Source organism: Aeromonas sp. FDAARGOS 1414, assembly GCF_019047065.1.
GTDB lineage: Bacteria > Pseudomonadota > Gammaproteobacteria > Enterobacterales > Aeromonadaceae > Aeromonas > Aeromonas veronii_A.
In genome coordinates, this window is sequence record NZ_CP077210.1 from 1,371,384 (window position 1) to 1,397,976 (window position 26,593).

At 57.4% G+C, this 26,593-nt stretch carries 24 protein-coding genes; 13 read left to right on the top strand and 11 right to left on the bottom strand.

All coding sequences use genetic code 11. The features are described from left to right. Positions 1 to 18: 18 nt before the first annotated feature. The 10 genes from uspE to ccoN form a co-directional block, all read right to left on the bottom strand. A complete protein-coding gene (gene uspE, locus I6L44_RS06100) occupies positions 19 to 966 on the bottom strand; it encodes a universal stress protein UspE (protein WP_139462500.1) in 948 nt (315 codons plus the stop codon). Between the two features lie 151 nt (positions 967 to 1,117). Further along, positions 1,118 to 1,873: an FNR family transcription factor gene (locus I6L44_RS06105; RefSeq protein ID WP_005336632.1), complete on the bottom strand. Its 756-nt coding sequence runs from the start codon at positions 1,871 to 1,873 to the stop codon at positions 1,118 to 1,120. 68 nt (positions 1,874 to 1,941) lie between these two features. After that, the gene (locus I6L44_RS06110; protein ID WP_216953565.1) at positions 1,942 to 2,628 is read right to left on the bottom strand and encodes a sulfite exporter TauE/SafE family protein; all 687 of its coding nucleotides are present in this window, start codon (positions 2,626 to 2,628) and stop codon (positions 1,942 to 1,944) included. Continuing rightward, positions 2,612 to 2,800, bottom strand: a complete 189-nt coding sequence (gene ccoS / locus I6L44_RS06115; RefSeq protein WP_081990675.1) for a cbb3-type cytochrome oxidase assembly protein CcoS — start codon at positions 2,798 to 2,800, stop codon at positions 2,612 to 2,614. Before ccoS ends, I6L44_RS06110 begins: the two co-directional genes overlap by 17 nt. A 138-nt stretch (positions 2,801 to 2,938) precedes the next feature. Then, a complete protein-coding gene (locus I6L44_RS06120) occupies positions 2,939 to 5,323 on the bottom strand; it encodes a heavy metal translocating P-type ATPase (protein WP_216953566.1) in 2,385 nt (794 codons plus the stop codon). 86 nt (positions 5,324 to 5,409) lie between these two features. Beyond that, positions 5,410 to 5,910 (bottom strand): FixH family protein, encoded by a 501-nt coding sequence (locus tag I6L44_RS06125; protein ID WP_043820362.1) that lies wholly within the window; start codon positions 5,908 to 5,910, stop codon positions 5,410 to 5,412. Between the two features lie 140 nt (positions 5,911 to 6,050). Continuing rightward, positions 6,051 to 7,034 (bottom strand): cytochrome-c oxidase, cbb3-type subunit III, encoded by a 984-nt coding sequence (gene ccoP / locus I6L44_RS06130; protein WP_019446377.1) that lies wholly within the window; start codon positions 7,032 to 7,034, stop codon positions 6,051 to 6,053. Beyond that, entirely contained in the window at positions 7,034 to 7,213 is a 180-nt protein-coding gene (locus I6L44_RS06135; protein ID WP_005336620.1) for a CcoQ/FixQ family Cbb3-type cytochrome c oxidase assembly chaperone, read from the bottom strand. The genes ccoP and I6L44_RS06135 overlap by 1 nt, the downstream gene beginning before the upstream one ends. A gap of 10 nt (positions 7,214 to 7,223) precedes the next feature. Beyond that, a complete protein-coding gene (gene ccoO / locus I6L44_RS06140; RefSeq protein ID WP_021230095.1) occupies positions 7,224 to 7,838 on the bottom strand; it encodes a cytochrome-c oxidase, cbb3-type subunit II in 615 nt (204 codons plus the stop codon). Between the two features lie 16 nt (positions 7,839 to 7,854). Beyond that, positions 7,855 to 9,279 (bottom strand): cytochrome-c oxidase, cbb3-type subunit I, encoded by a 1,425-nt coding sequence (ccoN, locus tag I6L44_RS06145; RefSeq protein WP_005336616.1) that lies wholly within the window; start codon positions 9,277 to 9,279, stop codon positions 7,855 to 7,857. A 281-nt stretch (positions 9,280 to 9,560) separates the two neighbouring features. Here ccoN and I6L44_RS06150 point away from each other — a divergent pair, with 281 nt between their 5' ends. The 9 genes from I6L44_RS06150 (at position 9,561) to I6L44_RS06190 (ending at position 23,232) form a co-directional block, all read left to right on the top strand. Next, the gene (locus I6L44_RS06150) at positions 9,561 to 10,022 is read left to right on the top strand and encodes a hypothetical protein (RefSeq protein ID WP_216953567.1); all 462 of its coding nucleotides are present in this window, start codon (positions 9,561 to 9,563) and stop codon (positions 10,020 to 10,022) included. Between the two features lie 93 nt (positions 10,023 to 10,115). Further along, complete coding sequence (locus I6L44_RS06155; RefSeq protein ID WP_100653748.1) at positions 10,116 to 10,574, top strand: GAF domain-containing protein; 459 nt, start codon at positions 10,116 to 10,118, stop codon at positions 10,572 to 10,574. Between the two features lie 102 nt (positions 10,575 to 10,676). Further along, positions 10,677 to 11,315, top strand: a complete 639-nt coding sequence (gene proQ, locus I6L44_RS06160) for an RNA chaperone ProQ (protein ID WP_216953568.1) — start codon at positions 10,677 to 10,679, stop codon at positions 11,313 to 11,315. An 8-nt stretch (positions 11,316 to 11,323) separates the two neighbouring features. After that, positions 11,324 to 13,339 (top strand): carboxy terminal-processing peptidase, encoded by a 2,016-nt coding sequence (prc, locus tag I6L44_RS06165; RefSeq protein ID WP_216953569.1) that lies wholly within the window; start codon positions 11,324 to 11,326, stop codon positions 13,337 to 13,339. A gap of 144 nt (positions 13,340 to 13,483) precedes the next feature. Beyond that, positions 13,484 to 16,108 (top strand): aminopeptidase N, encoded by a 2,625-nt coding sequence (gene pepN, locus I6L44_RS06170; protein WP_216953570.1) that lies wholly within the window; start codon positions 13,484 to 13,486, stop codon positions 16,106 to 16,108. Positions 16,109 to 16,178: 70 nt separating this feature from the next. After that, positions 16,179 to 16,400 (top strand): DUF2835 domain-containing protein, encoded by a 222-nt coding sequence (locus I6L44_RS06175; protein WP_033136823.1) that lies wholly within the window; start codon positions 16,179 to 16,181, stop codon positions 16,398 to 16,400. Positions 16,401 to 16,678: 278 nt separating this feature from the next. After that, positions 16,679 to 21,517 carry an NAD-glutamate dehydrogenase gene (locus tag I6L44_RS06180; protein ID WP_216953571.1) on the top strand — a complete coding sequence of 1,613 codons (4,839 nt, stop codon included), beginning with the start codon at positions 16,679 to 16,681 and terminating at the stop codon, positions 21,515 to 21,517. Between the two features lie 77 nt (positions 21,518 to 21,594). Then, positions 21,595 to 22,605: a quinone-dependent dihydroorotate dehydrogenase gene (pyrD, locus tag I6L44_RS06185; protein ID WP_005336601.1), complete on the top strand. Its 1,011-nt coding sequence runs from the start codon at positions 21,595 to 21,597 to the stop codon at positions 22,603 to 22,605. Between the two features lie 90 nt (positions 22,606 to 22,695). Further along, complete coding sequence (locus tag I6L44_RS06190) at positions 22,696 to 23,232, top strand: cell division protein ZapC (RefSeq protein ID WP_216953572.1); 537 nt, start codon at positions 22,696 to 22,698, stop codon at positions 23,230 to 23,232. Here I6L44_RS06190 and I6L44_RS06195 read toward each other — a convergent pair. Further along, the gene (locus tag I6L44_RS06195) at positions 23,220 to 23,540 is read right to left on the bottom strand and encodes a hypothetical protein (protein WP_254204265.1); all 321 of its coding nucleotides are present in this window, start codon (positions 23,538 to 23,540) and stop codon (positions 23,220 to 23,222) included. The genes I6L44_RS06190 and I6L44_RS06195 overlap by 13 nt on opposite strands. Before the next feature lie 72 nt (positions 23,541 to 23,612). Between I6L44_RS06195 and I6L44_RS06200 the strand changes: the two genes are divergently transcribed. The 4 genes from I6L44_RS06200 (at position 23,613) to I6L44_RS06215 (ending at position 26,544) form a co-directional block, all read left to right on the top strand. Beyond that, positions 23,613 to 23,876 (top strand): type B 50S ribosomal protein L31, encoded by a 264-nt coding sequence (locus I6L44_RS06200; RefSeq protein WP_216953573.1) that lies wholly within the window; start codon positions 23,613 to 23,615, stop codon positions 23,874 to 23,876. Further along, positions 23,877 to 24,002, top strand: a complete 126-nt coding sequence (ykgO, locus tag I6L44_RS06205) for a type B 50S ribosomal protein L36 (RefSeq protein WP_123173069.1) — start codon at positions 23,877 to 23,879, stop codon at positions 24,000 to 24,002. A 140-nt stretch (positions 24,003 to 24,142) separates the two neighbouring features. Further along, complete coding sequence (gene rlmKL / locus I6L44_RS06210; RefSeq protein ID WP_216953574.1) at positions 24,143 to 26,314, top strand: bifunctional 23S rRNA (guanine(2069)-N(7))-methyltransferase RlmK/23S rRNA (guanine(2445)-N(2))-methyltransferase RlmL; 2,172 nt, start codon at positions 24,143 to 24,145, stop codon at positions 26,312 to 26,314. Continuing rightward, positions 26,314 to 26,544, top strand: a complete 231-nt coding sequence (locus I6L44_RS06215; RefSeq protein ID WP_216953575.1) for a glutaredoxin family protein — start codon at positions 26,314 to 26,316, stop codon at positions 26,542 to 26,544. Before rlmKL ends, I6L44_RS06215 begins: the two co-directional genes overlap by 1 nt. Positions 26,545 to 26,593 lie beyond the last annotated feature (49 nt).

Genomic DNA, 26,593 nt, shown 5'->3' on the forward strand with positions numbered 1-26,593 from the left:
GGCAAGGTGCCAGGCACCTTATGATCGATTGCGACGACTGTCGACCGGGCAGCTGTAGTCCGCCGGTTTGAGGATCAGGATGTCGCAGGAGAGGCGGTCAATCACATGTTCGGCGGTATTGCCGAGCAAAGCTGCAGAAAGACCGGTACGCCCTACACAGCCCATGATCATCAAGGTCGCCTTGAGCTCTTCGGCCATATCCGGCAACACCTCTTCCGGTAGCCCCTCTGCAACCCGGGTCCAGAGATGACCGATACCGAACTTGTCGGCATGGCTGAGCAGCAGGCTTTCATGGTGTTTGCGGATCGCCTCGTTGTAGGCGTTGGGATCAAACTCCGGCAGCTCGATGGCCACGTTGACCGGGGTGCCCGGGTAGGTGTTGACCAGATAGAGGTTGGAGCCCAGCAGCTCGGCGATGTCGCTTCCCTCCTGGGTGATCCGTTCGTTGAGCAGTTTCTGATCCGGATCGTCGCTTGAGCAGTTGATGGCGGCGATGATGTTGCCGCCCCGTTGCCAGTGACCCTCCTTGACCAGCAGCACCGGACAGGGGCATTTGCGCAGCAGGTGCCAGTCGGTGGGGGTAAAGATGAAGGTTTGCAGGAAGCTGTGATGATGAGTGGCTTTGACCACCAGATCGTGGCGCTGCTCCAGCACTTCCTGAATGACGCACTCGAAGGGACGATTGTGCCAGACTACTTTCACTTCGCACTCGATCCCCTGTGCCCGATAAGGGGTCAGGATCTCGTCCAGCCACTCACGTCGCTGTGAAATGACGCCGTCGCGCATCTCTTGCCGCTCGTCCACCGAGAGCATGGCGGTCATTTCATACGAGAAGTCATAGATGGTGAGCAGCAGGGTCAGATGGGCGTTTTCGTCCAGCTCGGCGACTTTGACTGCCCGTTCGAGGGCGATTTGACGCTCCTCTTCTGGATTGATAACCACCAGAATATTCTGATATTTGACCATCTTCTCCTCCTTGGAAAAGTCCAATGACAGCAGAATCTTAGCCATTACAGCTTAGCGCAGGAGGAGGGTATGGGGAACGTACCGGATCACATTCCAGAGGAAAGGATCCGGCAGGGAAAGCAGGAGAAAAGCGGGAGGGTAAGCGGAAAAATCAGCCGCAGGGCGGGCGAGTGGCACCGGCCATCATGCCCAGCGCGACCTGATCCAGCACGGTAATGTATTTGCCTTTGACGCTGATGAGACCGGACTTCTGGAAACGGCCGAGCAGACGACTGATGGTCTCGACAGTCAATCCCAGATAGTTGCCAATGTCACCACGGGTCATGGAGAGACGGAACTCCTTGGCGGAGAAACCGCGCTCGGAGAAGCGTACCGACAGATTGTGCAGGAAGGCGGCGAGGCGCTCTTCGGCATTCTTCTTGGAGAGCAACAGGATCATCTCCTGATCGCCCATGATTTCGTTGCTCATCAGACGCATGATCTGCTGGCGCAGCTTGGGCATCTTGCCGGAGAGATCGTCGAGCACTTCAAAGGGGATCTCGCACACCATGGCGGTTTCCAGCGCCTGGGCGAAGGAGGGGTGTGCCTGTTTGTGGATGGCATCGAAACCGACAAGATCGCCAGCGAGGTGGAACGCGGTGATCTGCTCATCCCCTTGCTCGGTGATGGTGTAAGACTTGATGGTCCCGGAACGGATGGCATAGAGCGATTTGAACTCATCGCCAGCCTTGAACAGCTCTTCACCCTTCTGGATCGGCTTCTTGCGCTCGATGATGCTGTCCAGCTGATCAAGCTCGTTGTCGTTCAGAGTGAAAGGGATACAGAGCTGACTGATGCTGCAATCCTGGCAATGAATTGCACAGCCACCGCTCTGGATACGTCTGCCAGGTTTCTTTTCCGGGATCATAGGCTCATACGAATAATTGATTTATATCAAACAAGTTTACCATCAACTCATCCGTTTTGGATAGGGTTTCAAAAGGAAGCAATGCCAATCCAGAAGGTATGCACCCCGAACAAAATGAGCAGCAGGGCACCGCCAAGGCGCAAACTGCGCAGGGTGAGCCAGTATCTCAGGCGATCGGCGAGCCCGCCCAACGCAAACAGGGTGGGCAGGGTGCCGAGGCCAAAAAATAGCATGATGAGCGCCCCGCCACTGGCCGAACCGGCTGCCGCGCTCCAGGTCAGCATGGAGTAGACCAGCCCGCAGGGCAGCCAACCCCACACCATGCCAAAGGGCAGTGCCTGCACAGGTGAGGTGAAGGGGAGAAACTTGCCCGCCAGCGGTTTGATACGTGTCCAAAGTCTGGCGCCGAGCCGCTCCAGCAGCAAGATCCCTTGCCACCAGCCCGCCAGATAGAGACCAAGCGCAATCATCAATAGCGCTGCCACGAGACGCAAGCCGGCAATAGCGTGTTTGCCAGCGCCCAGCTCACTGGTGGTGGCGAGCAGGCCGCCCACCAGGGCACCTGCAATCACATAGCTCAGGATCCGGCCGAGGTTGTAGTTGAGCAGATAGGCGAGCCGCCCCCAGAAGTGCTGCTTGTTGGCGGGGATCGCCATGGAGAGCGCGGCGGAGACGCCACCGCACATGCCGATACAGTGGGCAGAGCCTGCCAGTCCGACCAGCAGGGCGCCGGCCAGATCAAGGTTGTGGGTCATGGTCAGCAGGCTTTGCGGGTTTGTGGGCAGGTTGCTCTTCGTCAAACAGGATGTTGGAACCCTGCCGGTCGAGATCTTCAAACTGTTCGGAGCGAATGGCCCAGAAGAAGACGACCCCGGCGATGATCACAAACAGGATGGCGATGGGGATCAGGACAAAAATTATATTCATGAGAGGTACCTTGGCGTTCATCCTTGGCAAGCGTCCCCTATGGTAACCCTGTTCGGGCAGGGGGCCAGCCGCTATCAGTGAGAAATGTGGCCTGCATCGGAGGCAGGCCACATTTTCAGCTATTTTCCGCCACCTGCCTCATCGGTTGAGGCGCATGGAGTTGGTTACCACGATGAGTGAGCTGAGCGACATGCCCGCCGCCGCCAGATAGGGGGGCAGCCAGCCGCAGGCCGCCAGCGGCAGCACCAGCAGGTTGTAACCGATGGACCAGGCGAAGTTCTCGATGATGATCTTGCGGGTACGCATTGCCAGCACTCTGGCTTCGAGCAGTCGGCTCAAGTCATCGGCCAGCAAGATGGCATCGGCGCTGTTTTTCGCCAGATCGGTGCCACCGGCCATGGCAAACGAGGCGTGAGCTCCGGCCAGTACCGGGGCGTCGTTGATGCCATCGCCCACCATGATGCTGATATCCCCCTGGGCTTCCCGGGCCTTGAGGTAGGCCAGCTTGCCATCGGGTGAGACCCCCTTGACCAGCTCATCCACGCCCAGCTCGCGGGCAATCTCGTCTGCCTGCAAAGAGCTGTCACCAGTCAGCACGGTAGTTTGCAGACCTGCCGCCTTGAATGCCGCGATCAGCGCCCTGGCATCGGGGCGCAGGGTATCTTCCAGATTGAAGCGGGCCAAGACCTGCTGCTCGTCGGCCAGATAGATAGCCAGACCGCGGCCGCATTCTTGCGCCGGATCCAGCCCAAGCCAGCGGGCACTGCCGATGCGGTAGCGTACGCCATCCACCAGCGCTGTGATGCCGTGACCGATGACCGGGGTGATCTCGCGGGCGGATGGCAGCACATTGATACTGTCGGCGGGCAGCCGGAAGGCGCGGGCAATGGGGTGTTCGGATTGCGCCTCCATGGCCCGGGCGATGGCGAGGCAGTGCGTCTCGTCCATCTCTGCCAAGGTGGTGGTGCCTGTCAGACTGATCTCACCTGTGGTCAGGGTACCGGTCTTGTCCATCACGATCCGGTTGGCCTTGGTCAGCACGTCCAGCACATGACCACGGCGCAGCAGAATGCCGTTGCGGGTCAGATTGGCGGTGGCCGAGGTTAGCGCCGTCGGGGTGGCCAGCGACAGGGCACAGGGGCAGGTGGCAACCAGCACGGCGAGGGTGACCCAGAACGCCTGATCCGGTTGATGGAAGTGCCAGAAGGTCCAGACGGCGGCGGCAATGATCAGCAGCACCAGAATAAAGTGGCGCGACAGCTGATCCGCCATCTGGGCGATGGCCGGTTTATCATCGAGGGCGTGATCCTGCAGCCGCATGATCTGGGCGATCCGAGACTCTTCGATACGGTGGCTGACCCGGATCTGCAGCGGGGCATCCGTGTTGATGGTGCCGGCATAGACCTGATCACCGCGCTGTTTGAGCAGGGGCAGCTGTTCACCGGTCAGCATGGATTCGTTGAGGCTGGCTTGCCCTTCGACAATGATGCCATCCGCCGGCAAGGTGGCGCCAGCCAGCACACGTACCCGATCGCCGACCTGCAAGGTCTTGGCCGCTACCTCATGTTCCCCTTCCTCATCGATGCGGGTCGCCATGATGGGCACCAGTCGCGCCAGGTTGGAGCTCGACTCCGACGCCTTGCGCCGGGCCCGCAACTCGAGAAAGCGCCCCAGCAGCAGGAAGAAGACGAACATGGTGATGGAGTCGTAATAGACCTCACCGGTATTGAACACGGTGGCCCACATGGAGGCGATAAAAGCCCCGATCAGCGCCAGCGACACCGACACATCCATCGACAGGTGACCCTGTTTCAGGCTGCGCCAGGCACCCACGTAAAAGGGCTGGGCCGAGTAGATCATGATGGGGGTGGAGAGCAGCAGGCTTATCCACTTGAAGTAGACCATGAACTCATCTTCAACGCTGATGAAGAGATCCATGTAGAGGGCCACGGCGCACATCATCACCTGCATCGAGCCCAGCCCCGCCAGTGCCAGCCGGAACATATAGCTGCGCACCTCTTTGGCGTAGAGGGCTTCCTGTTGATGGGTCTGGAACGGATAGGCGCGATAGCCGATCTGGGCAAATCCCTTGAGGATGTCACTCAGGGAGAGCTGGTCTGGATCCCACTTGATACGGGCCCGGTGGGTGGTGGTGTTGACGTTGATGTAGCGCAGGCCACCAAGGGTCATCAGGTGGCGTTCGATAAGCCAGGCACAGGCGGCGCAGGTTAGCCCTTCTACTGTCAGCTGGATTTCGCGAAGGGTACCGTTGTCGGTGACAAACTCCTGTTGCACTTCTGCCAGATCGTAGTGGGTGAGGGCGGCCAGCTCCTCGGGTACCAGATCCCCCTTGGTACCGGGGGCGGTGCGGTGATCGTAGTAACTGGCGAGGCCGCACTCCATGATGGTTTCCGCCACCGCCTGACAACCGGGGCAGCACATGGGGCGAACAATCCCCTTTATCTCGAGGGAATAGCCACTATTGGCGGGTACCGGCTCGCCACAGTGAAAACAGGGGGTCATGCTATATGTCCCCCTGAATGCAGAATGCAAGCAGCAGGGGCGCTGGCGAGAACCGGCTCGCCACAGTGAGAACAGCCGGTCATGGCTTAGCGTCCTTTCGGGTCGAGTTCGACAGGGGCCAGGGTCGGCAGCTGGACGGTCTCTTGCAATCGCCACTCGTGGTCAAAGGCATCGACCCGAATATGCCACTTGCCGACCAGCGGCTTGTCGAAATGGAGGCGATAGGTGCCGCTCGCATCGGCGGTGATCATGTGTTCGCTGTCCTGACCGGCCAAGGTCGGGTGGAACAATGAGAGATAGAGAGCTTGCCCGGCAGGAATGTCACCGCTGATGGGTTTGAGGGTCAGCTCGTTGCCGTCAACTTCCAGCCCAAAGCGGATATTGAGGGCTTCGGAGCGGTCAAACTTGCTCAAGTCCTGATTGATCTCTTTCCCTTGTTTGTAATAGTCCTCGGCCACCAGATTGACCCCATCCTTGCTGGCGATGATGGCGGTGGCGATGCTGCCGACAACGGCGGCAGTGGGGAGGGCGATGATAAACCAGGGCCAGAATTGGCGATACCACGGTTTGGATAGAGGTTGGGTCATGATTGCTACTGCCATGAAACGAATGATTAACGTGGAAGATGGTTTTTACGCAACACAAGATAACAAAAAGCCTCGAGGAGTCGAGGCTTTTTGCTGTGTAATCACGTGTTTATCACATGTTACAACGTTACGGGCGAACCTTATTTGGCAGACTGTTGATGAGACAGGCTGTAAACGTAGGAGGCCAGCAGGTGAACCTTGTCCTCACCCAGAATATCTTTCCAGGCTGGCATCACGCCGTGACGACCGTGGGTGATGGTTTGCACCACCACTTCGCGGGAGCCACCGTAGAGCCAGGTGTTGTTGGTCAGATCTGGCGCACCGACGGCAACACCGCCCTTGGCATCGGCCCCGTGGCAGGCAGCGCAGATGGCAAAGCGTGCTTCACCTTTCTTCGCTTCCACCAGGTCGACCTTGCGACCGGAGAGGCTCAGCACATAGGAGGCCACTTCCTGAACGCCATCTTTGCCGAGGATTTCACCCCAGGCAGCCATGATCCCCTGACGACCGCCCATGATGGTGGTCTTGATTTGATCAGGCTGGCCGCCCCATTGCCATTCGCTGTCGGTCAGGTTCGGGAAACCGCGACCACCGCGGGCGTCAGAGCCGTGGCACTGGGAGCAGTTCTGCAGGAACAGACGCTGACCCACTTTCAGGGCTTCCGGATCCTTGGCGATCTCGGTGATGGCACGATAGGTTTTGCCATCCGCTTCGTAGGTGAGTTCACGGAACTTGGCGCCGTAGATCTCGTCAGCCTTGGCGACCTCACGGTCATACTCCACCGCGCGACCTTCAGCCTTGGCCGATTCGGTTGCAGCTTTGGACTCGGCCAGTGAGCGCACGTCCTGGTTGGAACTTTGCCAGCCCAGCAGGCCTTTGAAGTTGCCAAGCCCCGGGAAGGCGATCAAATAAACCAGACCGGTGACGATGAAGAAGAGGAACATGTAAGTCCACCACTTCGGCAGCGGGTTGTTGATCTCCTCGATGCCATCGAAGGAGTGACCCATCGATTTGCCTTCTTCAACACCCATCTTGTCCTTGCGGCACCACATCAGCAGCAAGAAGCAGCCGAGGATGGTTCCCAGACTGATGACAGTCACAAAAATGCTAAACAGAGTGCTCATTATTGTTTCGCTCCTGCGTTCTTTTTATCAGCACCGGGTTGCTCATCATCGGCAAAAACCAAATTGGCAGCCTCGTCGAAAGAGGTCTTGCGGCGTTTGCTGTAGGCCCAGACGATGATGCCAATCATGATGGCCATCAACAGCAAGGTATACAGACCGCGAAATGTGCCGTAGTCCATTTTCGCCTCCTTATTTCAGGGCATGACCCAGTGATTGCAGATAGGCCACCAGCGCATCCAGCTCGGTTTTGCCCTTGACGGCTTCGCCAGCACCCTGAATATCGGCGTCGGTATAGGGCACACCGAAGTGATCGCGGAACAGCGCCAGTTTTTTGCCGGTCATCTCGCCAGTCAGCACATTGGTATCAAGCCAGGGATAGGCGGGCATGTTGGATTCCGGTACCACATCGCGCGGGTTGATCAGGTGAACCTTGTGCCACTCGTCGGAGTACCGGCCACCGACACGGGCCAGATCCGGACCTGTACGCTTGGAACCCCACAGGAAGGGGTGTTCCCAGACGCTCTCACCGGCGACCGAGTAGTGACCGTAACGCTCGGTTTCGGCACGGAACGGACGGATCATCTGGCTGTGGCAGTTGGTGCAGCCTTCGCGAATGAAGATGTCGCGTCCTTCCATCTGCAGAGCGGTGTAGGGCTTGAGGCCCTCCACCGGCTCGGTGGTTTGCTTTTGGAAGAACAGCGGAGTGATTTCAACCAGGCCCCCCAGACTGATGGCGAAGATGATGCCGACCACCAGCATGGGAACGCTTTTTTCAAATATTTCGTGACGGTTATTGTTGCTCATGGGTTGACCTCTTCAATCATGCTGGCTGGGCGACAGGTTCCAGAGAACCTTTGGGCGCAGTGATGGTGCGATAGGCGTTGTAAGCCATCAGCAACATGCCGGTGACGAAGAAGCAGCCACCCAGGAAGCGCACGAAATAGAAGGGATAGGATGCCTGCAGCGCTTCAACGAAGCTGTAGGTCAGGGTGCCGTCTTCGTTGACTGCACGCCACATCAGGCCCTGCATCACGCCGGAAATCCACATGGCAACGATGTAGAGCACGGTGCCCACGGTCGCCAGCCAGAAGTGAACGTTGATCAGCTTGACGCTGTACATCCGGCCCTGGCCGAACAGGTTCGGGATCAGGTGATAGACCGCACCGATGGAGACCATGGCAACCCAACCCAGCGCACCGGAGTGAACGTGACCAACGGTCCAGTCGGTGTAGTGGGAGAGGGCGTTGACGGTTTTGATCGCCATCATCGGGCCTTCGAAGGTCGACATGCCGTAGAAAGATAGGGAGACGATCAGGAAGCGCAGGATGGGGTCATAACGCAGTTTGTGCCAGGCACCGGAGAGGGTCATGATGCCGTTGATCATGCCGCCCCAGGAAGGTACGAACAGGATCAGGGACATCACCATGCCCAGTGACTGAGCCCAGTCTGGCAGTGCGGTGTAGTGCAGGTGGTGCGGACCGGCCCAGATATAGAGGGAGATCAGCGCCCAGAAGTGGACGATGGAGAGGCGATAGGAGTAAACCGGACGACCGGCCTGCTTGGGTACGAAGTAGTACATCATCCCCAGGAAGCCGGCGGTCAGCAGGAAGCCTACCGCGTTGTGGCCATACCACCACTGCACCATGGCGTCCATGGCGCCGGAGTACATGGAGTAGGACTTCATGCCGGAGAGCGGCACTTCCATGTTGTTGACAATGTGCAGCACCGCAACGGTGATGATGAAGGCGCCGAAGAACCAGTTCGCCACATAGATGTGGGAGGTGGTGCGCTTCATCAGGGTGCCGAAGAAGACGATGGCATAGGCGACCCATACCACAGTGATGGCGATATCAATCGGCCACTCCAGCTCGGCATACTCTTTGGCGGAGGTGTAACCCAGCGGCAGAGAGATGGCGGCAGAGAGAATGATTGCTTGCCAGCCCCAGAAGACGAAAGTAGCCAGCGGGCCACCAAACAGTCTGGTTTGACAGGTGCGCTGCACCACGTAAAACGAGGTGGCCATCAGTGCACTGACGCCGAAGGCGAAGATCACTGCGTTGGTATGGAGGGGCCGCAGACGACTGTAAGTCAGCCACGGGGTCTCGAAGTTGAGGGCAGGCCAGATCAACTGGGCTGCGATCAGTACGCCAACCGACATGCCGACAATTCCCCAGACAATCGTCATGACGGTAAACTGGCGAACAACGGTGTAGTTGTACTCAGGATGGTTAGTTGTATGGCTCATCGTTATATTCCGCTTCCGATGCTGCTGTTGTTTGGTTTTGTATCCGGAGGACCGGACTGGCTTCATCAGCCACCGCCGACCAGTTGTTAACATCTGTTAACGAAAGGAAAAGCAAAAGATGGCTAAATGAAAACTGCATGGGAATGATACTGAAGTGACAGGTAAAATAACAGTATAAACAGTGATATATTTGGCTCCGTCCGGTCTCGATATGGCAGTTTTTTACCTTGTTCGAGATCACAAAAAACTATTTTAATTGCATCTTAATCGGGCTGTTTTTGATGAAAGAGAGACTTACCGCACGTAAAGTTTTGCACCTCGTACTGGTATTGGCGCTGTTATTGGCGCTGATGGCTTATCGCACCTGGTTTTCGGCCGATAACAGCGTCTCTGCTGACCAGAAAAAAGATCAGATTTGTGATCTTTCCCACACCCCTTGCAGCGCGCTGATTGGTGACAAGTCGCTGACGGTCGCCATCAAGGAATTACCGCTGCGCGCCGAACATGACTTTGCCATCGCTATTACCGGCGGCGATCCGGCCATCAAACCGGTGAAAGCGACACTCGAAGGCAAAGATATGTTTATGGGCACCATTCCGGTGAGCTTTGAAGAAATAGACGGACAGTGGCAGGGGGTAACCCAGGTGGGGAGTTGTACATCACCCGTCATGATTTGGTTGTTAAATATCGAGTGGAGTAATGGTCAACGCCAGCAATTGGCGCTTTCCGTTGCCCGGGAATAACGGCGCAAGGAGCGGGGAGTGGAAAAAATATTTGAAATTTCCCGGCCAGGCGTTACCTTCCCCAAACCATCAGGGAGTGAAGTTCATTTAATCATGATTGAAAAACAACCATTTTATCGCACCCTCAACCAGCAGGCTAAGGCGCTGCTGGAGGGGGAAACCGATCTGATTGCCAATCTGGCCAACCTCTCCGCACTGCTGAATCAGGAGCTGGCGGAGATCAACTGGGTCGGTTTTTATCTGTTGCAGGGCGAGACCCTGGTATTGGGGCCATTTCAGGGCAAACCGGCCTGCGTGCGGATCCCGGTCGGCCGTGGGGTGTGTGGTACGGCAGTGGCAGAGGGGAGAACCCAGCTCATTGACGATGTCCACCAGTTCGATGGTCATATCGCTTGTGATGGCGCGAGCAACTCGGAAATCGTGATCCCGGTGCGCCGTGGTGGCGAGATCATCGGGGTACTCGATATCGACAGTCCGATTTTTAACCGTTTCGACCAGGAAGACCGGATTGGCCTCGAAGAAACGGTGCAAATTTTGGAAAGCATGCTCTAAGTCATTGCTAGATGGTTCGCAAAAGGCCCCAAGCTCTCTATAATGGGGCCTTTGTTGTGCTCGGGACGTGCCCGTGCGTTTATATGAAAGCCAAGGTTATACATGGAAAACACTGAGAAGCTGAAGAACAGTAAAGAGATCGTTGCCTACCTGGTCGAGAAATTCCCGGCCTGCTTCGTTGCTGAAGGAGAGGCCAAGCCGCTCAAGATTGGCATCTTCCAGGATTTGGCCGAGCGTCTTGCTGACGATGCCAGAGTCTCCAAGACCATGCTGCGTTCCGCACTGCGTCAATACACCTCCAGCTGGCGCTACCTGCACGGTCTCAAAGCTGGCCAGGCTCGCGTCGATCTGGAGGGCAACCCGGGCGAGCTGTTGACCGAAGAGCACATCGAGCACGCCAAGCAAGCTCTGAAAGAGAGCAAAGAGCGTGTATTCGCCAGCCGTCGTACCAATACCAAAGAGAAGGATGAGAAGGCCAAGAAGCCTCGTCGTCCTGCTGTGCGCAAAACCGAGAAAGCTGATGTAGCTGCCAAGCCGAAAACTGCCGCCAAGGCACCGGTCGCTGACGCTCCGCTGGTTAAAGTGGATGCCGCTACGCTGAAAGTGGGCCAGGATGTGCGCGTCGTTATGGGTAAATTCCCGGTTCCGGCAACCATCAAGGAAGTAACCAAGGACGATGTACAGGTCCAACTGCAGACCGGCATGATGGTGCGGGTCAAATCAGAGCACTTGGTTCTCTAAGGAGACAAATGTTGAAGCATGGCGTAATTCGTTTTTCCCTCGTTGCCTGTAGCCTGGCGCTTGCCGGGCTTGCACAGGCCATCGAGCCGGTGCTCAAGGAGAGTGATTTGCCTGTGTTGGCTCAAGAGAGCCAACATGCTACGGCCAGCAAGCGAATTACCAATCTGTTTACCCGCTCGCACTACAAACAGTTCAAGCTGGACGATGCCTTTTCCTCCGTGATTTTCGATAAATATCTGGAGAATCTGGACTACAGCCGCAACCTGTTTTTGGCCTCTGATATCAGCCGTTTTGAAAAGTACCGTAACGGTTTTGACACCGACCTCGAAAGAGGTCGTCTGGCTCCCGCCTACGAGATGTTCAACCTGAGTCAGCAGCGGCGTTATGAGCGGTTCGAATACGCCCTCAAACTGCTTGATACTCCTTTCGATTTTACCCAGACCGACAACTATGTGTTTGATCGGGAAGGGGCGGCTTGGCCCAAAGATGAAGCAGAGCTCAACGAGCTGTGGCGTCAGCGGGTCAAGTTCGATGCCCTGAGTCTCAAGCTCAGCGGCAAGGAGTGGCCCGAGATCAAGGAGCTGCTTGGCAAGCGTTACAACAATGCCATCAAGCGGATGTCCCAGACCGAGAGTGAGGATGTCTTCCAGCTCTTCATGAACTCCTTCGCTCGCGCCATCGAACCGCACACCAGTTACCTCTCACCGCGCAGTGCCGATCGTTTCAACACCGAGATGAACCTTTCGCTGGAGGGGATCGGTGCCGTGTTGCAGGCGGAAGATGACTTTACCGTCATCCGTTCTTTGGTGCCCGGTGGCCCGGCTGCCAAATCCAACCACCTCAAACCCGATGACAAGATCACCGGGGTAGGGCAGGAAGATGGCAAGATTGTCGATGTGATCGGCTGGCGTCTCGATGACGTGGTCGAGCTCATCAAGGGGCCCAAGGGGAGCAAGGTCAAGCTTGAAATTCAGCGCGGCAAGGGCGCAACCGCCAAGACCGAGCAGATCGAGCTGACCCGCGACAAGGTGCGCCTTGAAGACAGAGCCGCCAAGTCCAAGGTGATTAACGCCGAAGGCAAGAAGATTGGTGTCATCGAGATCCCGAGTTTCTACGTCAATCTGCATGACGACGTGATCAAGGAGCTCTCCAGCCTCAACAAGCAGAAGATCGATGGTCTGATCATCGATCTGCGCGGTAACGGCGGTGGCGCCCTGACTGAAGCCTCTGCCCTGAGTGGTCTCTTCTTTGGCAGCGGTCCTGTGGTTCAGATCCGTGATCATATGGGCCGTATCACGGTCAACGGTGACGACGATGGCAACGTCTATTACGGCGGTCCCATGTCGGTGCTGATCGACAGATACAGTGCCTCGGCCTCCGAGATCTTTGCTGCCGCCATGCAGGATTATGGGCGAGCCCTGATCCTTGGGGAAAACTCCTTCGGCAAGGGGACAGTGCAGCAGCATCGCAGCCTCGCCAAGGTCTATGACTTCTACGAGCAGCCGCTGGGTCACGTGCAGTACACCATCGCCAAGTTCTACCGGATCAACGGTGGCAGTACCCAGAACAAGGGCGTTGCGCCGGATATCAGCTTCCCTACACCGGTTGCGCCGGAAGAGACGGGTGAAAGCCGTGAGTTCAATGCGCTGCCGTGGGACAAGATAGCCTCTGCCAACTATCAGACTCTGGGCAATTTCACTACTCTGCTGCCCAAGCTGCAGGCGGCTCATGATGCCCGCATCGCCAAGGATCCCGAGTTCGCCTACGTGATGCAAGATATTGCCGACTACAAGGTGGAGAAGGAGAAGAAGTCGGTCTCCCTCAACGAGGCGGAGCGTGTTGCCGAGCAGGCGAAACAGGATGAGCAAGCGCTCAAACGCACCAACGAGCGGCTGGCTCGCCTTGGCAAACCGGCGGTGAAGAGTCTGGACGAACTGCCCGCTGATTTTGAAGCGCCCGATGAGTATCTCATCGAAGCGGCCAATATCACGGCAGATCTGGCCAAGGTCAGCAAACGCAGCTGACAAGGCGACCTCCAATGCACAAGGGCGACTGCGGTCGCCCTTTCTTTTTGTCTGGCGTATCTGACGTAATGCAAATTGTTTGACCCCGCCAGTTGGTTGTGACAGCCTCTTTCTCGCCTTTAACAAGCGTGGAAGCAGACAATAATGACCGATCACTCCCAGGCCATGACGGCCAAATATCGCCAGGATTATCAGGCGCCGCTCTACTGGATCGACACCATCGACCTCGATTTCCAACTGCAGGAGCCGCTGACCCAGGTCACCGCCATCACCCGCATTCGTCGCAACGGCGAGCACAATGCGCCGCTCGTCCTCGATGGTGAGCAGCTGACCCTCAAGAGCGTTGCCATTGATGGCATTCCCTGTGACCACTACGAGCAAGGCGAGAGCACTCTGACCCTGTTCAACCTGCCTGCCGAATGTGTGCTGACCATTGTCACCCTGCTGGATCCGGCCGCCAACACCGCGCTGGAAGGGCTTTACAAGTCTGGCGATGCCTACTGCACCCAGTGTGAAGCGGAGGGCTTTCGTCGCATTACCTATTATCTGGATCGCCCCGACATTCTGGCGCGCTACAGCACCCGCATTACCGCTGACAAAGCCAAATATCCTTTCCTGCTCTCCAATGGCAACAAGGTCGACAGCGGTGATCTGAATGGCAGCCGTCACTTCGTGCAGTGGCAGGATCCTTTCCCCAAACCGAGCTACCTGTTTGCTCTGGTGGCCGGTGATTTCGATGTGGAGCGCAGCCACTACACCACCAAGAGCGGCCGCAAGGTGGCCCTCGAGATCTTCGTCGACAAGGGCAACCTCGATCGCGCCGGTTTTGCCATGGAGAGTCTCATCAACTCCATGCGCTGGGATGAGCAGCGTTTTGGCCTCGAGTATGATCTCGACATCTACATGATCGTTGCGGTGGACTTCTTCAACATGGGCGCCATGGAGAACAAGGGGCTCAACATCTTCAACTCCAAGTTCGTGCTGGCCAATCCGGCCACCGCCACCGACAGCGACTACCACGGTATCGAGCGGGTGATCGGTCATGAGTATTTCCACAACTGGACCGGCAACCGCGTCACCTGTCGAGACTGGTTCCAGCTCAGCCTGAAAGAGGGGCTGACAGTGTTCCGGGATCAGGAGTTCTCCTCCGATCTGGGCTCCCGTGGCGTCAACCGCATCAACAACGTGCGTACCGTGCGTGGCCCGCAGTTTGCCGAAGATGCCGGCCCCATGGCACACCCGATCCGCCCGGATGTGGTGATCGAGATGAACAACTTCTACACCCTGACCGTCTACGAGAAGGGGTCGGAAGTGATCCGCATGATGCATACTCTGCTGGGGGAAGATGCCTTTCAGGCCGGTATGCGCCTCTACTTCGAGCGTCACGACGGCTCGGCCGCTACTTGTGATGATTTCGTGCAGGCGATGGAGGATGCTTCCGGTGTGGATCTCGGTCGTTTCCGTCGCTGGTACAGCCAGTCCGGCACCCCCGAGCTGACCCTTACCGACGAGTATGATGCTGCGAGCGGTATCTATCGCCTCCATGTCAGCCAGCATACCCCGCCGACTCAGGATCAACCGCAGAAGCTGCCGCTGCATATCCCCCTCGATATCGAGCTCTATGACGAGCAGGGTGCCGTCATTCCTCTGCAGTATCAGGGCAAGGCCATCGGCAACGTGCTCGATGTGCTGGAAGCGGAGCAGACCTTCGAATTCGATCAAGTGCCCGTCAAACCGGTTCCTTCTCTGCTTCGGGACTTCTCTGCGCCGGTCAAGCTGCACTATGACTACAGCGACGAAGCGCTCGCCTTCCTGATGCGCTTTGCCCGCAACGAGTTTGCCCGCTGGGATGCGGCCCAGATGCTGATCAACAAAGCGGTCATCGATGGGGTGGCGCGGGTCCAGCACGGGCAGGGGGTTGAGCTCTCCCAAACCCTGCTGGCCGCCTTCGTCGCCATTCTGGACGACAGTGAACTGGATTTGGCCCTCAAGGCGGAGATCCTGGCGCTGCCCGGTGAGGCGACCCTGGCCGAGCTGTTCGAGGTGGCCGATATCGATGCCATCCATCAGGTGCGCGACGCGATCCACACCCGTCTTGCCGAGGCCTTTGGTGCGCGCTTGGCGGCAACCTATCAGAGTCTGCGTCTGAATGGTTATCAGGTGGTGCATGCCGACATGGCTAAACGGGCCCTCAAAGGGGTAGTGCTCGGCTATCTGGCTGCGCTGGATGCGGAGCATGCCGACGCGCTGGTGCGCGAGCAGTATGCAACTGCCGACAACATGACCGATACCCTGGCGGCGCTGCAGGTGGCCAACGGCTATCTGTTGCCATGCCGCGCTGCGCTGCTGGCCGATTTTGAAGGCAAGTGGGCCAAGGATGGACTGGTGCTGGACAACTGGCTGCGGCTGATTGGCAGCAAACCGGCTGCCGATGTGCTGAGTGAAGTGAAACAGGCGATGAGTCACCCCACTTTCAGCATTCGCAATCCGAACCGGTTGCGGGCGCTGATCGGCAGCTTCGCCATGAGCAATCAGGTGCAGTTCCATGCGGTGGATGGCAGCGGTTACCGCTTCCTGACCGATCTGCTGATCGATCTCAACGAGGTGAATCCGCAGGTGGCCTCCCGTCTCATCACTCCGCTTATCCAGTTCAAGCGACTGGATGAGGCGCGCAAGGCCCTGATCCGCGCCGAGCTGACCCGTCTTGCCAACCTTGAGGGGCTGGCACGGGATCTGTTCGAGAAGGTCAGCAAGGCACTACAGCAGTAAGTGTTGACGGGGCAGGGGCGTGAATGCGCCTGCCCCTATTGTGTGATTTGTCGTGTGATCAGGAGCAAGCGTGAAGCAGTTTACTTTTCGGCTCTCATTGAGCAGTGACGAGGTGATGCTGATGTATCAGGGCCATGCCAGACGGCTGGTGGTGCGCAGCGAACAGGGATTGACCCTGGAGCTTGGCATAGAAAAAATACGGCCCTTTGTCGCCATCAATGGTGTGCATGGCTATTTTCGGCTGAAAACCCAGGACGATTACCGCTTTATCAGCCTCGAACGCATAAATTAACAAAAATCGAACAGATTACCGACTGTTTATCTGCTTTGCGTCACTATCCATCCGGTAAACTGGCACAAAGGTAGTGGGAATTTCTGTATTTTTGGTTATTTGCAAAATTTCTCACAGTTTAAGCCGTGATCTGCACCTTGTTTTTAACATCTCGTTAGCACCTTTCCTCGCCTTCCCTTATCCAAGCCATTACACTTCGCAACAACTCTGCACCAGCGGGTAACCAGGGTGGTTGCCTCTGCGTCGGTGGTTAATGTCGTCCGATAAGGAATATAAAAATGGCATTGAAAGACGCCCCTACCTCAGTTCTGCTCGAAAACGTTCTCAGCCTGATCCATCAAAAGTTGCCCAAAAACAGCGCCTCTCTGGTCGAGCGCTTCGTTGCCAAGTTCTACGGCAACATGGCGAGCTCCGATCTGCACGATCGCAATGACAGCGATCTCTACGGTGCGGCCCTGAGCCTGTGGAATGCCCTCAATCAGCGCAGCGGTACCGATCCCTACATCCGGGTCTACAACCCCGAGCTGACCCGTCACGGCTGGCAATCGCCCCATACCATCGTCGAGGTGATCCTGCAGGACTCCCCCTTCCTGGTGGACTCCATCCGGATGGCGCTCAAACGGCTCAATATCACCGCCCACATGATGCTGCACCAACCGCTGCACCTCATTCGTGGTGCGGCTGGAAAGATTGATGCCATTCTGGAGCTCGACAACACCGACGGGCAGACCTCGGTTGAAACGGCCTTCCTTATCGAGATCGATCACCTCACCAGCGAGGAGCTGATGGCCGCGCTGGCTGCCGAGCTCAACTTCGTGGCCGGTGAAGTGGCGCTGGCAGTCGGCGACTGGCAGCCCATGCTGGCCAAGCTCAATGAGATCATCGACGAACTGCCCAAGCGCAAGCACCCGGTCAGCAAGGAGGAGGTGGCCTCCTGCGTTGCCTTCCTCAAATGGGTAGCTGCCCACAACTTTACCCTGATGGGGTATCGCCGTTACGACGTCAAGGCGGTGGAGGGGGATCACGAGATCCTGCCGCAGGCGAGCTCCAGCCTTGGGCTGATGAAGAACTCCATCAAGGAGGTGGGTCAGCGCCTTGGCAACATGCCGGCCAGCGCCCGTCACGCTGCTCTGAGTTCTGACCTGCTGATCCTCACCAAATCCAACAGCAAGTCCCGGGTGCACCGTCCGGCTTATGTGGATTACATCGGCATCAAGCGCTTTGACGAGCATGGCAAGGTGATCGGGGAAGATCGCTTCATCGGCCTCTACGCCTCTTCCATCTACAACACCAGCGCGACCCAGATCCCGCTCATCAGCCATCGTCTCGAACGCATCATGGCTGCCTCCGGTCACGAGAAGGGCTCCCACGCCTACAAGGCGCTGCTGAACGTATTGGAAACCTACCCGCGCGATGAGCTGATCCAGGCCCGCGAAGAGGAGCTGTTGGCCACCGGTCTTGGGGTGCTGGAGATGCAGGAGCGGGACATGCTGCGGCTATTCGTGCGCCGGGATGTCTATGGTCGTTTCTTCTCCTGCATGGTCTATGTCACCAAGGAGCGCTACAACACGGCGCTGCGGATCAAGACCCAGCAAATATTGCAGAAGTATTTTGGCAGCAACGAAGAGGTGGAGTTCAACGTCTACTTCACCGAAGGCGTGCTGGCGCGGACCCACTACATAGTGCGGGTCAACAACAACAACGTGGATGTGGATGTGAACGAAGTACAGAACAACCTGATTGAAGCGGCCCGCAGCTGGGACGACAGACTCGACTCCGTGCTGCTTTCCCACTATGGCGAGGCCCGTGGCAACGAGCTGCGCCGCCGTTTCAGTACTGCATTCCCTCGCGCTTACAAGGAGGATGTGCTGCCTGGCTCTGCCGTGGCCGACATCATGGCGCTCGATAACCTGAGCGAAGCCGAGCCGCTGGGGATGCTGTTTTACCGCGCGCAGGAGGAGGACAACGATCGTCGGGTACGGCTCAAGCTGTTCCACCGCACCGAGCCCATTCACCTCTCCGATGTGCTGCCGATGCTGGAAAACATGGGACTGCGGGTGATCGGCGAGACCCCGTATCAGGTACGCACTCCGGGGGGCGATCTGTTCTGGATCCTCGACTTCTCCATGCTGCTGCATGGCGAGCAGCCCTTTGATCTGGCCCAGAGCCAGCAGCGCTTCCAGCAGGCGTTTGCCGCCATCTGGAACAAGCAGCTGGAAGATGACGGCTTCAACCGGCTGGTGCTGGGGGCGGGTCTCACCGGCCGCCAGGTGTCGGTGCTGCGCGCCTATGCCAAATACATGCGCCAGACCGGCGTCTCCTTCAGCCAGTCCTATATCGAAGAGACCCTGACCCGTTACCCTGATATCGCCCAGCTGCTGTTTACCCTGTTTGAGCAGCGCCTCGACCCGGCTGGCAAGCAGGATGCCAAAGCAGAAGCCAAGTTGCATGAGGAGCTTGCCACCAAGCTGGATCAGGTCGCCAACCTGGACGACGATCGCATCATTCGCCGCTATGTGGAGATGATCGACGCTACCCTGCGCACCAACTACTACCAGCTGGACAAGGCGGGCAACATCAAGCCCTACATCTCCTTCAAACTGGCTCCCTCCAGCATCACCGACATGCCGCTACCGCTGCCGAAATTCGAGATCTTCGTCTACTCGCCGAGGGTGGAAGGGGTGCATCTGCGCTGGGGTAAAGTGGCTCGTGGCGGTCTGCGTTGGTCAGATCGCAAAGAGGACTTCCGCACCGAAGTGCTGGGTCTGGTGAAAGCCCAGCAGGTGAAGAACACCGTCATTGTGCCGGTGGGGGCAAAAGGCGGCTTCTACTGCAAACAGATGCCGGTGGGGGCGCCCCGTGCTGTCATCCAGGAGGAGGGTAAGGCCTGTTATCGCCTGTTTATTCGTGGCCTGCTCGATGTGACCGACAACATCATCGGCGGCGAGGTGATCCCGCCCAAATCCGTGGTGCGTCACGATGAGGATGACTACTACCTGGTAGTCGCCGCAGACAAGGGCACAGCCACCTTCTCGGATATTGCCAACGAGATCAGCCTCGAATACGGTCACTGGCTCGGCGATGCATTCGCCTCCGGCGGCTCGGTCGGTTACGACCACAAGAAGATGGGCATCACCGCCCGTGGTGCCTGGGAGTCGGTCAAGCGGCATTTTCGTGAAATTGGCGTCAACTGCCAGACCACCGACTTCACTTGCGTGGGGATTGGGGACATGGCCGGCGACGTGTTCGGCAACGGCATGTTGCTCTCCGAGCACACCCGGCTGGTGGGCGCGTTCAACCACATGCACATCTTCGTCGACCCCACTCCGGATGCGGCCAAGAGTTTTGTCGAGCGCCAGCGCCTGTTCGATCTGCCGGGCTCCAGCTGGGATGACTACAACCGCGAGCTGATATCACAAGGGGGCGGCATCTTCCTGCGCTCGGCCAAATCCATCAAGCTCAGCCCCGAGATGCAGACACTACTCGGCACCGACAAGGCCAGCATGGCGCCGAACGAGCTCATCAAGGCACTGCTTTGCCTCAATGTCGACCTGCTGTGGAACGGCGGCATCGGCACCTATGTGAAGAGCGCTCGCGAGAGCGATGCCGAGGTGGGCGATCGCAGTAACGATGCTCTGCGGGTCAACGGTCGCGATCTGCGGGCCCGCATTGTGGGTGAGGGGGGCAACCTCGGCTTTACCCAGCTCGGCCGGGTGGAGTACGCCAGTCAGGGCGGTCGCATCAATACCGATTTTACCGACAACGTGGGCGGGGTGGATTGCTCCGACAACGAGGTGAACATCAAGATCCTGCTCAACCAATTGGTGGCGGCAGGGGATCTGACCCTCAAGCAGCGTAACCAGATGCTGTATGAGATGACCGACGACGTGGCGCAGATCGTGATCACCAACGCCTATCGCCAGTCCCAGTCTATCTCGGTCACCAGCTTCCGCGGCTCTGAACAACTGAAAGAGCAGCAGCGCTTTATTCAGGGACTGGAGCGGGAAGGCAAGCTCGATCGTGCGCTGGAGTTCCTCCCCTCTGACGAGGAGCTCTCCGAACGGATGGCGGCAGGGCAGGGACTGACCCGCCCCGAACTGGCGGTGTTGGTGGCCTACGGCAAGATGGTGCTGAAAGAGCAGCTCAACTGCCCGGAAGTGACCGACGAGCCCTTCCTCGCCAACATGCTGGTCACTAGCTTCCCGGCCAAAGTACAGCAGCAGTTTGGTGCACAGCTGGCCGATCACCCGCTACGCGGCGAGATCATCGCTACCCGGGTGGCCAACATGCTGGTTAACGACATGGGGCTCAACTTCGCCAGCCGGATGAAGGACGAGACCGGAGCCTCGGTGGCAGAAGTGGCTTGCTGCTTCGCCATGGCCCGCGAAGTGTTTGGTATGAACCAGCTGTGGCGCGATATCGAAGGGTGCGACAACCTGGTGGATGCCCAGACTCAGCTCGAGCTGATGTTCTACAGCCGCCGCATTGTGCGCCGTGCCACCCGCTGGTTCCTGCGTGCCCGCAATCGCAGCTGGAGCATCAGCGAGAACATCGCCTTCTTCCGTCCGGCGTTCGAGACCTTAGGGAAGCACCTCTACGAGGTGATGGATGAGAGCGAAGTGGCCGAGCATCGTCAGGCTGTTGCCAAGTGGATGGAGAAACAGGTGCCGGAGGCCATTGCCCGTCAGGTCGCCCATATGAGCAGCCTCTTTTCCAGCCTGGATCTGGCGCAGATTGCCGCGGAGCACAAGACCGATATCCTGCGCGCCGCCAATGTCTACTATCGCCTCGGTGCCAAGTTGGATCTGCACTGGTTCCTCGACCAGATTAACCATCAGCCGGTCGGCAACCACTGGCAGGCGATGGCGCGAGCCTCCTTCCGCGAAGATCTGGACTGGCAGCAACGCAGTCTCACTTCTGTGGTACTGGAAGGGTGCAAAGATCAGGGAGAATGCGCTACCATACTGGCCGACTGGATTTCGGAGCATGAGCAACTCTTGTCCCGTTGGACCCATATGTTGGCCGACTTCAAGACCACCAGTACCCACGAGTTCGCCAAGTTCTCGGTGGCCTTGCGAGAGTTGAACCTGCTCCAGTTGAATTGTCGGGCACTTTAATTGCCAGATTAAGGCATGACACCGACATTACACCCAAAGCCCCGGCCAGTTGCCGGGGCTTTCTTTAAGGAGCAAAGATGTTGTACCCCATCGCCAGGCATTTCCTGTTCAAACTCAATCCGGAACAGGCTCACGATCTCTCCATGAAATATTTGCCCCGCCTTCTCGGTACGCCACTCGATTGTTTCTTCCGCCAGAATTTGCCGAAACGCCCCGTCACTGTCATGGGGCTTTCTTTTGCCAATCCGGTGGGATTGGCGGCCGGTCTGGATAAAGATGGTGAGTGCATTGACGCGCTGGGCGCCATGGGATTTGGTTTTATCGAAGTCGGTACCGTCACCCCCAGACCCCAAAGCGGCAATGACAAGCCGCGCCTGTTCCGGGTTATTCCGGCAGAGGGGATCATCAACCGGATGGGATTCAACAACAAGGGTGTGGATCATCTGGTGGCCAAGGTAAAAGAGGCCAAATATCAGGGAGTCATCGGCATTAATATCGGCAAAAACAAAGATACTCCCATCGAACAGGGCAAGGATGATTACCTGATCTGCATGGACAAGGTTTATGATCATGCCGGTTATATTGCCGTCAATATCTCTTCCCCCAACACCCCGGGTTTGCGTTCACTGCAATATGGCGAGGCGCTGGATGAATTGCTGGCCGCCCTCAAGGTGCGTCAGCAAGAGCTGGCCGCCCAATATAAAAAGTATGTGCCGCTGGCGGTTAAAATTGCCCCGGATTTAAGCCTTGAAGAAATAGATCAGGTGGCCGCTTCGCTAGTACGGAATGGTATTGATGGGGTTATCGCCACCAATACCACCCTCGAGCGCGAGATGATTTATGACATGCCCCACGCCGGTGAAGCGGGTGGCCTGAGTGGTCGTCCGCTGCAGCACAAGAGTACCGAGGTGATCCGTCATCTGGCCAAGGCGCTCAATGGTGCTCTGCCAATTATCGGTGTGGGTGGTATTGATAGTGCCATGGCCGCCCGTGAAAAATTGGCCGCCGGTGCCAGTCTGGTACAAATTTATAGCGGCTTTATTTATAAAGGGCCGGGGCTGGTCAAAGAGATTGTGACCAATATTTAAGAAATAGATGGCGGAGCCCTTTATTTGACGTTGCTGATTTCCTGCATATGGAATAAAGTCAACTGGTAATTATCAAGTAAGGGCTCCAACATGTTTATCCAACCGACCGATAGCTGGCAATGGCAGTATGATGCCCAGAATGACCGCCTGATGTTGGACCTGTCTGATAACATGTTATTTGCGACCGAGTATAAGGGGCGACAATTGGTGCCCAGCTCGTTTGCGACCCAGCCTTTTTGTGTCGATGATGCCGCCCTCTATTATCAGTTGATGGATAAAGCAGCCGAACTTGAGTGGAGTATTCCGCATCAGGTTCAGTTGGTGCTTAATGCCATCGCGGTCAGTCGTTTTTATAAACCCCTGATGCCGCAAAGCTGGTTTTTTAGTGAACAACATCCGCAAGTGATCCCGCAAAACGGTGATCTGGTCCTGATGAATACACCCCATGGTAACGGCGAATTTATGGTCATTGAGGCAGGGGAGCAGGCCAGCGTCTGTTTGAACCTCACAGCCGATCTGGTATTGACCACCAGTAAAACTCTGCCGCGTTTCGGGGTGATCAAGGTGATGAATAACCGGATGAAGCCGCGTATTACCGTGACCGAGCAATATCGTCAGGTCAGTTGATATCTTTTCACCAATCTTTTTATCTCTGTGATTACACCGCTGCCTCTTTTTACTGTTGTCACCTCAATCGCGCCTCGTTTCTGATACTTCATTGATCCGCGTACATATTGCCCATTCTCATTGATCTTCATGGTTGTGATCCAGCCTCTCTTGAGGCTTGTTACATCCACTTGCACCTTGTGTTCTAACCCACGCAGTATCTTGGTCTTCCGTGCTGCAAGCATGGTGTCTTCCTCTTGTTTCGTTCTGCTTGCGTAGTGTCTCCCCCTAACTATCAACACATCACTCACTGCAGCGATGTTCTTCATACGACATTTTTTGCTTGAAACGAGAGCTATTCTCACTTACATTTTGTTATAACATAACAAAATGGAGTTGCTATGAAGCCTCATATTCATCCTGATTATTGTTTGGTGCTGTTCCATGACACGGCGGCAGATGCCTTTTTCCTGGTCGGTTCAACCATCAAGAGCGATCGCCGCTATACGTGGCAAGACGGGAAGGAGTATCCCTATGTATCGCTCGATGTTTCCAGCCAGTCGCACTCGTTCTATACCGGCAAGCAGAAGCAGGTTTCTAGTGAGGGAAGTGTTGCCCGTTTCAACAAGCGTTTTGGCGCATTTTCAAGCAAGAAGGAGTCCTGAATGCAGGTCGTCTGTTCACTCAAATCCGCACGGGCGCGTCATCCCGATTGTCAGTTGGTGCGCCGCCGCGGCAAATTGTTCGTGATTTGCAGAAGCAATCCCCGTTTCAAGGCTCGCATGAAGTGAGCCGCTAAATGATGTCTGGCCCCATGATCTCGCCATCGGGTAGTCATGGGGCCTTTTACCTTTATCGCCCCATATCAATCTGTTTCCATCCTGCTGTTTGCGCCGACTTTTGCATGCTCCAGTCCGCCTGATGAGGTATAATGCGGCACTATTTTTATGGGTTCCCCGTGAGCGTGATGAAAGAATTTTTTGCAACCTGCCCCAAAGGGCTGGAAAACCTGTTGGCCATCGAGCTGACCAACCTGGGCGCAGAGCAGGTCCGTGAGACCGTGGCTGGCGTGCATTTCAAAGGCGAACTGGCTATTGGCTACAAGGCCTGTCTGTGGAGCCGTTTCGCCTCCCGCATCGTGCTGGTGCTGTCCGAATTCCAGATGAATGACGACCTGGATCTCTATCTGGGTGCTCACACCATTCCCTGGGAAGAGCACTTCTCCGGTACCTCCACCATTGCCGTGGACTTTACCGGTACCAATCCGGCCATTCGCAATACCCAGTACGGCGCCCTGAAGATCAAGGATGCCATCGTCGATCGCTTCACCAAGCGCGGTCACGTGCGTCCTGACGTGGACAAGAAGTCGCCGGATATTCGCATCATGGCGCACCTGGGCAAGGGCAAGGCCAATATCACGCTGGACTTGTCAGGCCCGGCGCTGCATCAGCGCTTCTATCGTCAGGGCACCGGCGAGGCGCCACTCAAAGAGAACCTGGCCTGCGCCATGATTGCCCGTAGCGGCTGGGCCGGCGAGCCCATGATGGACCCCATGTGCGGTTCCGGTACGCTGCTGGTGGAAGCCGCCTTTATCGCCGCCGACATGGCACCGGCCCTGCGTCGTGAGCGCTTCGGGTTCGATCGCTGGCTGCAGCACGATAGCGAGCTGTGGCAGAGCCTGCTGATGGAGGCTCAGGTACGGGCCAAGCGCGGTATGCAGCGGTGTGAAGTGAAGCTGTTTGGTTGTGATGCCGACAGCCGCGTGCTGCTCAAAGCCCGCGACAACGCCAAAGCCGCCGGCGTGGCCCATCTCATCACTTTCAAACAGGCTGATGTCACCGCGCTGGAAAACCCGCTGCCGATGCCGGCAGTGGAAGGGGAGGCCCGTCAGGTCGGCATGCTGATCTCCAACCCCCCCTATGGCGAGCGTCTTGGCGAGTTCCCGGCACTGCTGGAAGTCCACCAGGCCCTTGGTGATGCCCTGCGTCGCAGCTTCCAGGGCTGGAAAGTCTCCATTCTTTCCGCATCCCCCGAGCTCTTGAGCTGTCTGCGTCTTCGCGCCGACAAGCAATACCGCCTGTTCAACGGCGCCCTCGAGTGTCAGCTGCGCAACTACCAGATTGCACAGGACTCCGTTGCTTCCCAGAAAGAGGTGGCACAGGACTTTGCCAACCGTCTGCGCAAGAATCTGAAGACCCTGGAGAAGTGGGCACAGAAAGAGAACCTCGACTGCTATCGCCTCTACGATGCCGATCTGCCGGAATACAACGCCGCCATCGACCGTTATCAGGACTATCTGGTGGTGCAGGAGTACGCGGCGCCCAAGGACATTCCCGCCCAGAAGACCCGTCAGCGTCTGCTCGACATGGTGCAGGCCGCCATCAAGGTGACCGGCATGGATGGCGAGAAGGTGATCCTGAAAGTGCGCGAGCGTCAGGAAGGCAAACAGCAGTACCAGAAGCTCTCCGAAGAGCAGCACCGGATGGAAGTGCAGGAGTACGGTGCCCGTCTGTGGGTCAACCTCTATGACTATCTCGACACCGGTCTGTTCCTCGACCACCGTCAGACTCGCCGCATGCTGGGTCAGATGGCCAAGGGCAAGCGCTTCCTGAACCTGTTTGCCTACACCGGCAGTGCCACCGTGCACGCTGGGCTCGGCGGTGCCAGCGAAACCACCACGGTGGACATGTCGCGCACCTACCTCAACTGGGCACAAGACAACATGCGCCTCAACTCGCTGGTGGGCCGAGAGCACAAGTTCGTGCAGGCCGACTGCCTGAAGTGGCTCTCCGAGGCGGACGATCAGTACGACCTCATCTTCATCGATCCGCCCACCTTCTCCAACTCCAAGCGGATGGATGAGAGCTTCGACGTGCAGCGCGATCATCTGCTGCTGATGCAGCACCTGAAGCGGCTGCTGGCCGCGGGTGGCACCCTGGTGTTCTCCAACAACAAGCGCCACTTCAAGATGGATCTGGCCGGCCTCGAGGCCATTGGCCTCAAGGCCCAGAACATCACCGGCAAGACCCGGCCCAAGGATTTCGAGCGCAACCAGCATATCCACAACTGCTGGATCATTACCCATGCGGAGGCTGAGGCCTGATGCTGACCCTGTTTCACACCGACGGCTGCCACCTGTGCGAACAGGCGTGGGCGCTGGTGGAGCAGGCCGGTCTTGCGGCCGATACTCGCCAGTGCGACATCATGGATGATGCGCAGTGGCTGGCAACCTATCGGGTCCGTATCCCGGTATTGCGGGATGAAACGGGGCGTGAACTGGGTTGGCCCTTCACCCTGGCTGAGCTGCAAGCGTGGCTTGCCAGGCAGGGGTGAGCGGACGATTTGACGATGAAACGGGGGGAGAGCCAGTCTGCCACCCGTT

Bases quoted from the DNA above. Each gene is read 5' to 3' on its own strand.
- uspE (WP_139462500.1), bottom strand. From the start codon at position 966: ATGGTCAAATATCAGAATATTCTGGTGGTTATCAATCCAGAAGAGGAG.
- I6L44_RS06105 (WP_005336632.1), bottom strand. From the start codon at position 1,873: ATGATCCCGGAAAAGAAACCTGGCAGACGTATCCAGAGCGGTGGCTGT.
- I6L44_RS06110 (WP_216953565.1), bottom strand. From the start codon at position 2,628: ATGACCCACAACCTTGATCTGGCCGGCGCCCTGCTGGTCGGACTGGCA.
- ccoS (WP_081990675.1), bottom strand. From the start codon at position 2,800: ATGAATATAATTTTTGTCCTGATCCCCATCGCCATCCTGTTTGTGATC.
- I6L44_RS06120 (WP_216953566.1), bottom strand. From the start codon at position 5,323: ATGACCCCCTGTTTTCACTGTGGCGAGCCGGTACCCGCCAATAGTGGC.
- I6L44_RS06125 (WP_043820362.1), bottom strand. From the start codon at position 5,910: ATGACCCAACCTCTATCCAAACCGTGGTATCGCCAATTCTGGCCCTGG.
- ccoP (WP_019446377.1), bottom strand. From the start codon at position 7,034: ATGAGCACTCTGTTTAGCATTTTTGTGACTGTCATCAGTCTGGGAACC.
- I6L44_RS06135 (WP_005336620.1), bottom strand. From the start codon at position 7,213: ATGGACTACGGCACATTTCGCGGTCTGTATACCTTGCTGTTGATGGCC.
- ccoO (WP_021230095.1), bottom strand. From the start codon at position 7,838: ATGAGCAACAATAACCGTCACGAAATATTTGAAAAAAGCGTTCCCATG.
- ccoN (WP_005336616.1), bottom strand. From the start codon at position 9,279: ATGAGCCATACAACTAACCATCCTGAGTACAACTACACCGTTGTTCGC.
- I6L44_RS06150 (WP_216953567.1), top strand. From the start codon at position 9,561: ATGAAAGAGAGACTTACCGCACGTAAAGTTTTGCACCTCGTACTGGTA.
- I6L44_RS06155 (WP_100653748.1), top strand. From the start codon at position 10,116: ATGATTGAAAAACAACCATTTTATCGCACCCTCAACCAGCAGGCTAAG.
- proQ (WP_216953568.1), top strand. From the start codon at position 10,677: ATGGAAAACACTGAGAAGCTGAAGAACAGTAAAGAGATCGTTGCCTAC.
- prc (WP_216953569.1), top strand. From the start codon at position 11,324: ATGTTGAAGCATGGCGTAATTCGTTTTTCCCTCGTTGCCTGTAGCCTG.
- pepN (WP_216953570.1), top strand. From the start codon at position 13,484: ATGACCGATCACTCCCAGGCCATGACGGCCAAATATCGCCAGGATTAT.
- I6L44_RS06180 (WP_216953571.1), top strand. From the start codon at position 16,679: ATGGCATTGAAAGACGCCCCTACCTCAGTTCTGCTCGAAAACGTTCTC.
- pyrD (WP_005336601.1), top strand. From the start codon at position 21,595: ATGTTGTACCCCATCGCCAGGCATTTCCTGTTCAAACTCAATCCGGAA.
- I6L44_RS06190 (WP_216953572.1), top strand. From the start codon at position 22,696: ATGTTTATCCAACCGACCGATAGCTGGCAATGGCAGTATGATGCCCAG.
- I6L44_RS06195 (WP_254204265.1), bottom strand. From the start codon at position 23,540: ATGAAGAACATCGCTGCAGTGAGTGATGTGTTGATAGTTAGGGGGAGA.
- I6L44_RS06200 (WP_216953573.1), top strand. From the start codon at position 23,613: ATGAAGCCTCATATTCATCCTGATTATTGTTTGGTGCTGTTCCATGAC.
- ykgO (WP_123173069.1), top strand. From the start codon at position 23,877: ATGCAGGTCGTCTGTTCACTCAAATCCGCACGGGCGCGTCATCCCGAT.
- rlmKL (WP_216953574.1), top strand. From the start codon at position 24,143: ATGCGGCACTATTTTTATGGGTTCCCCGTGAGCGTGATGAAAGAATTT.
- I6L44_RS06215 (WP_216953575.1), top strand. From the start codon at position 26,314: ATGCTGACCCTGTTTCACACCGACGGCTGCCACCTGTGCGAACAGGCG.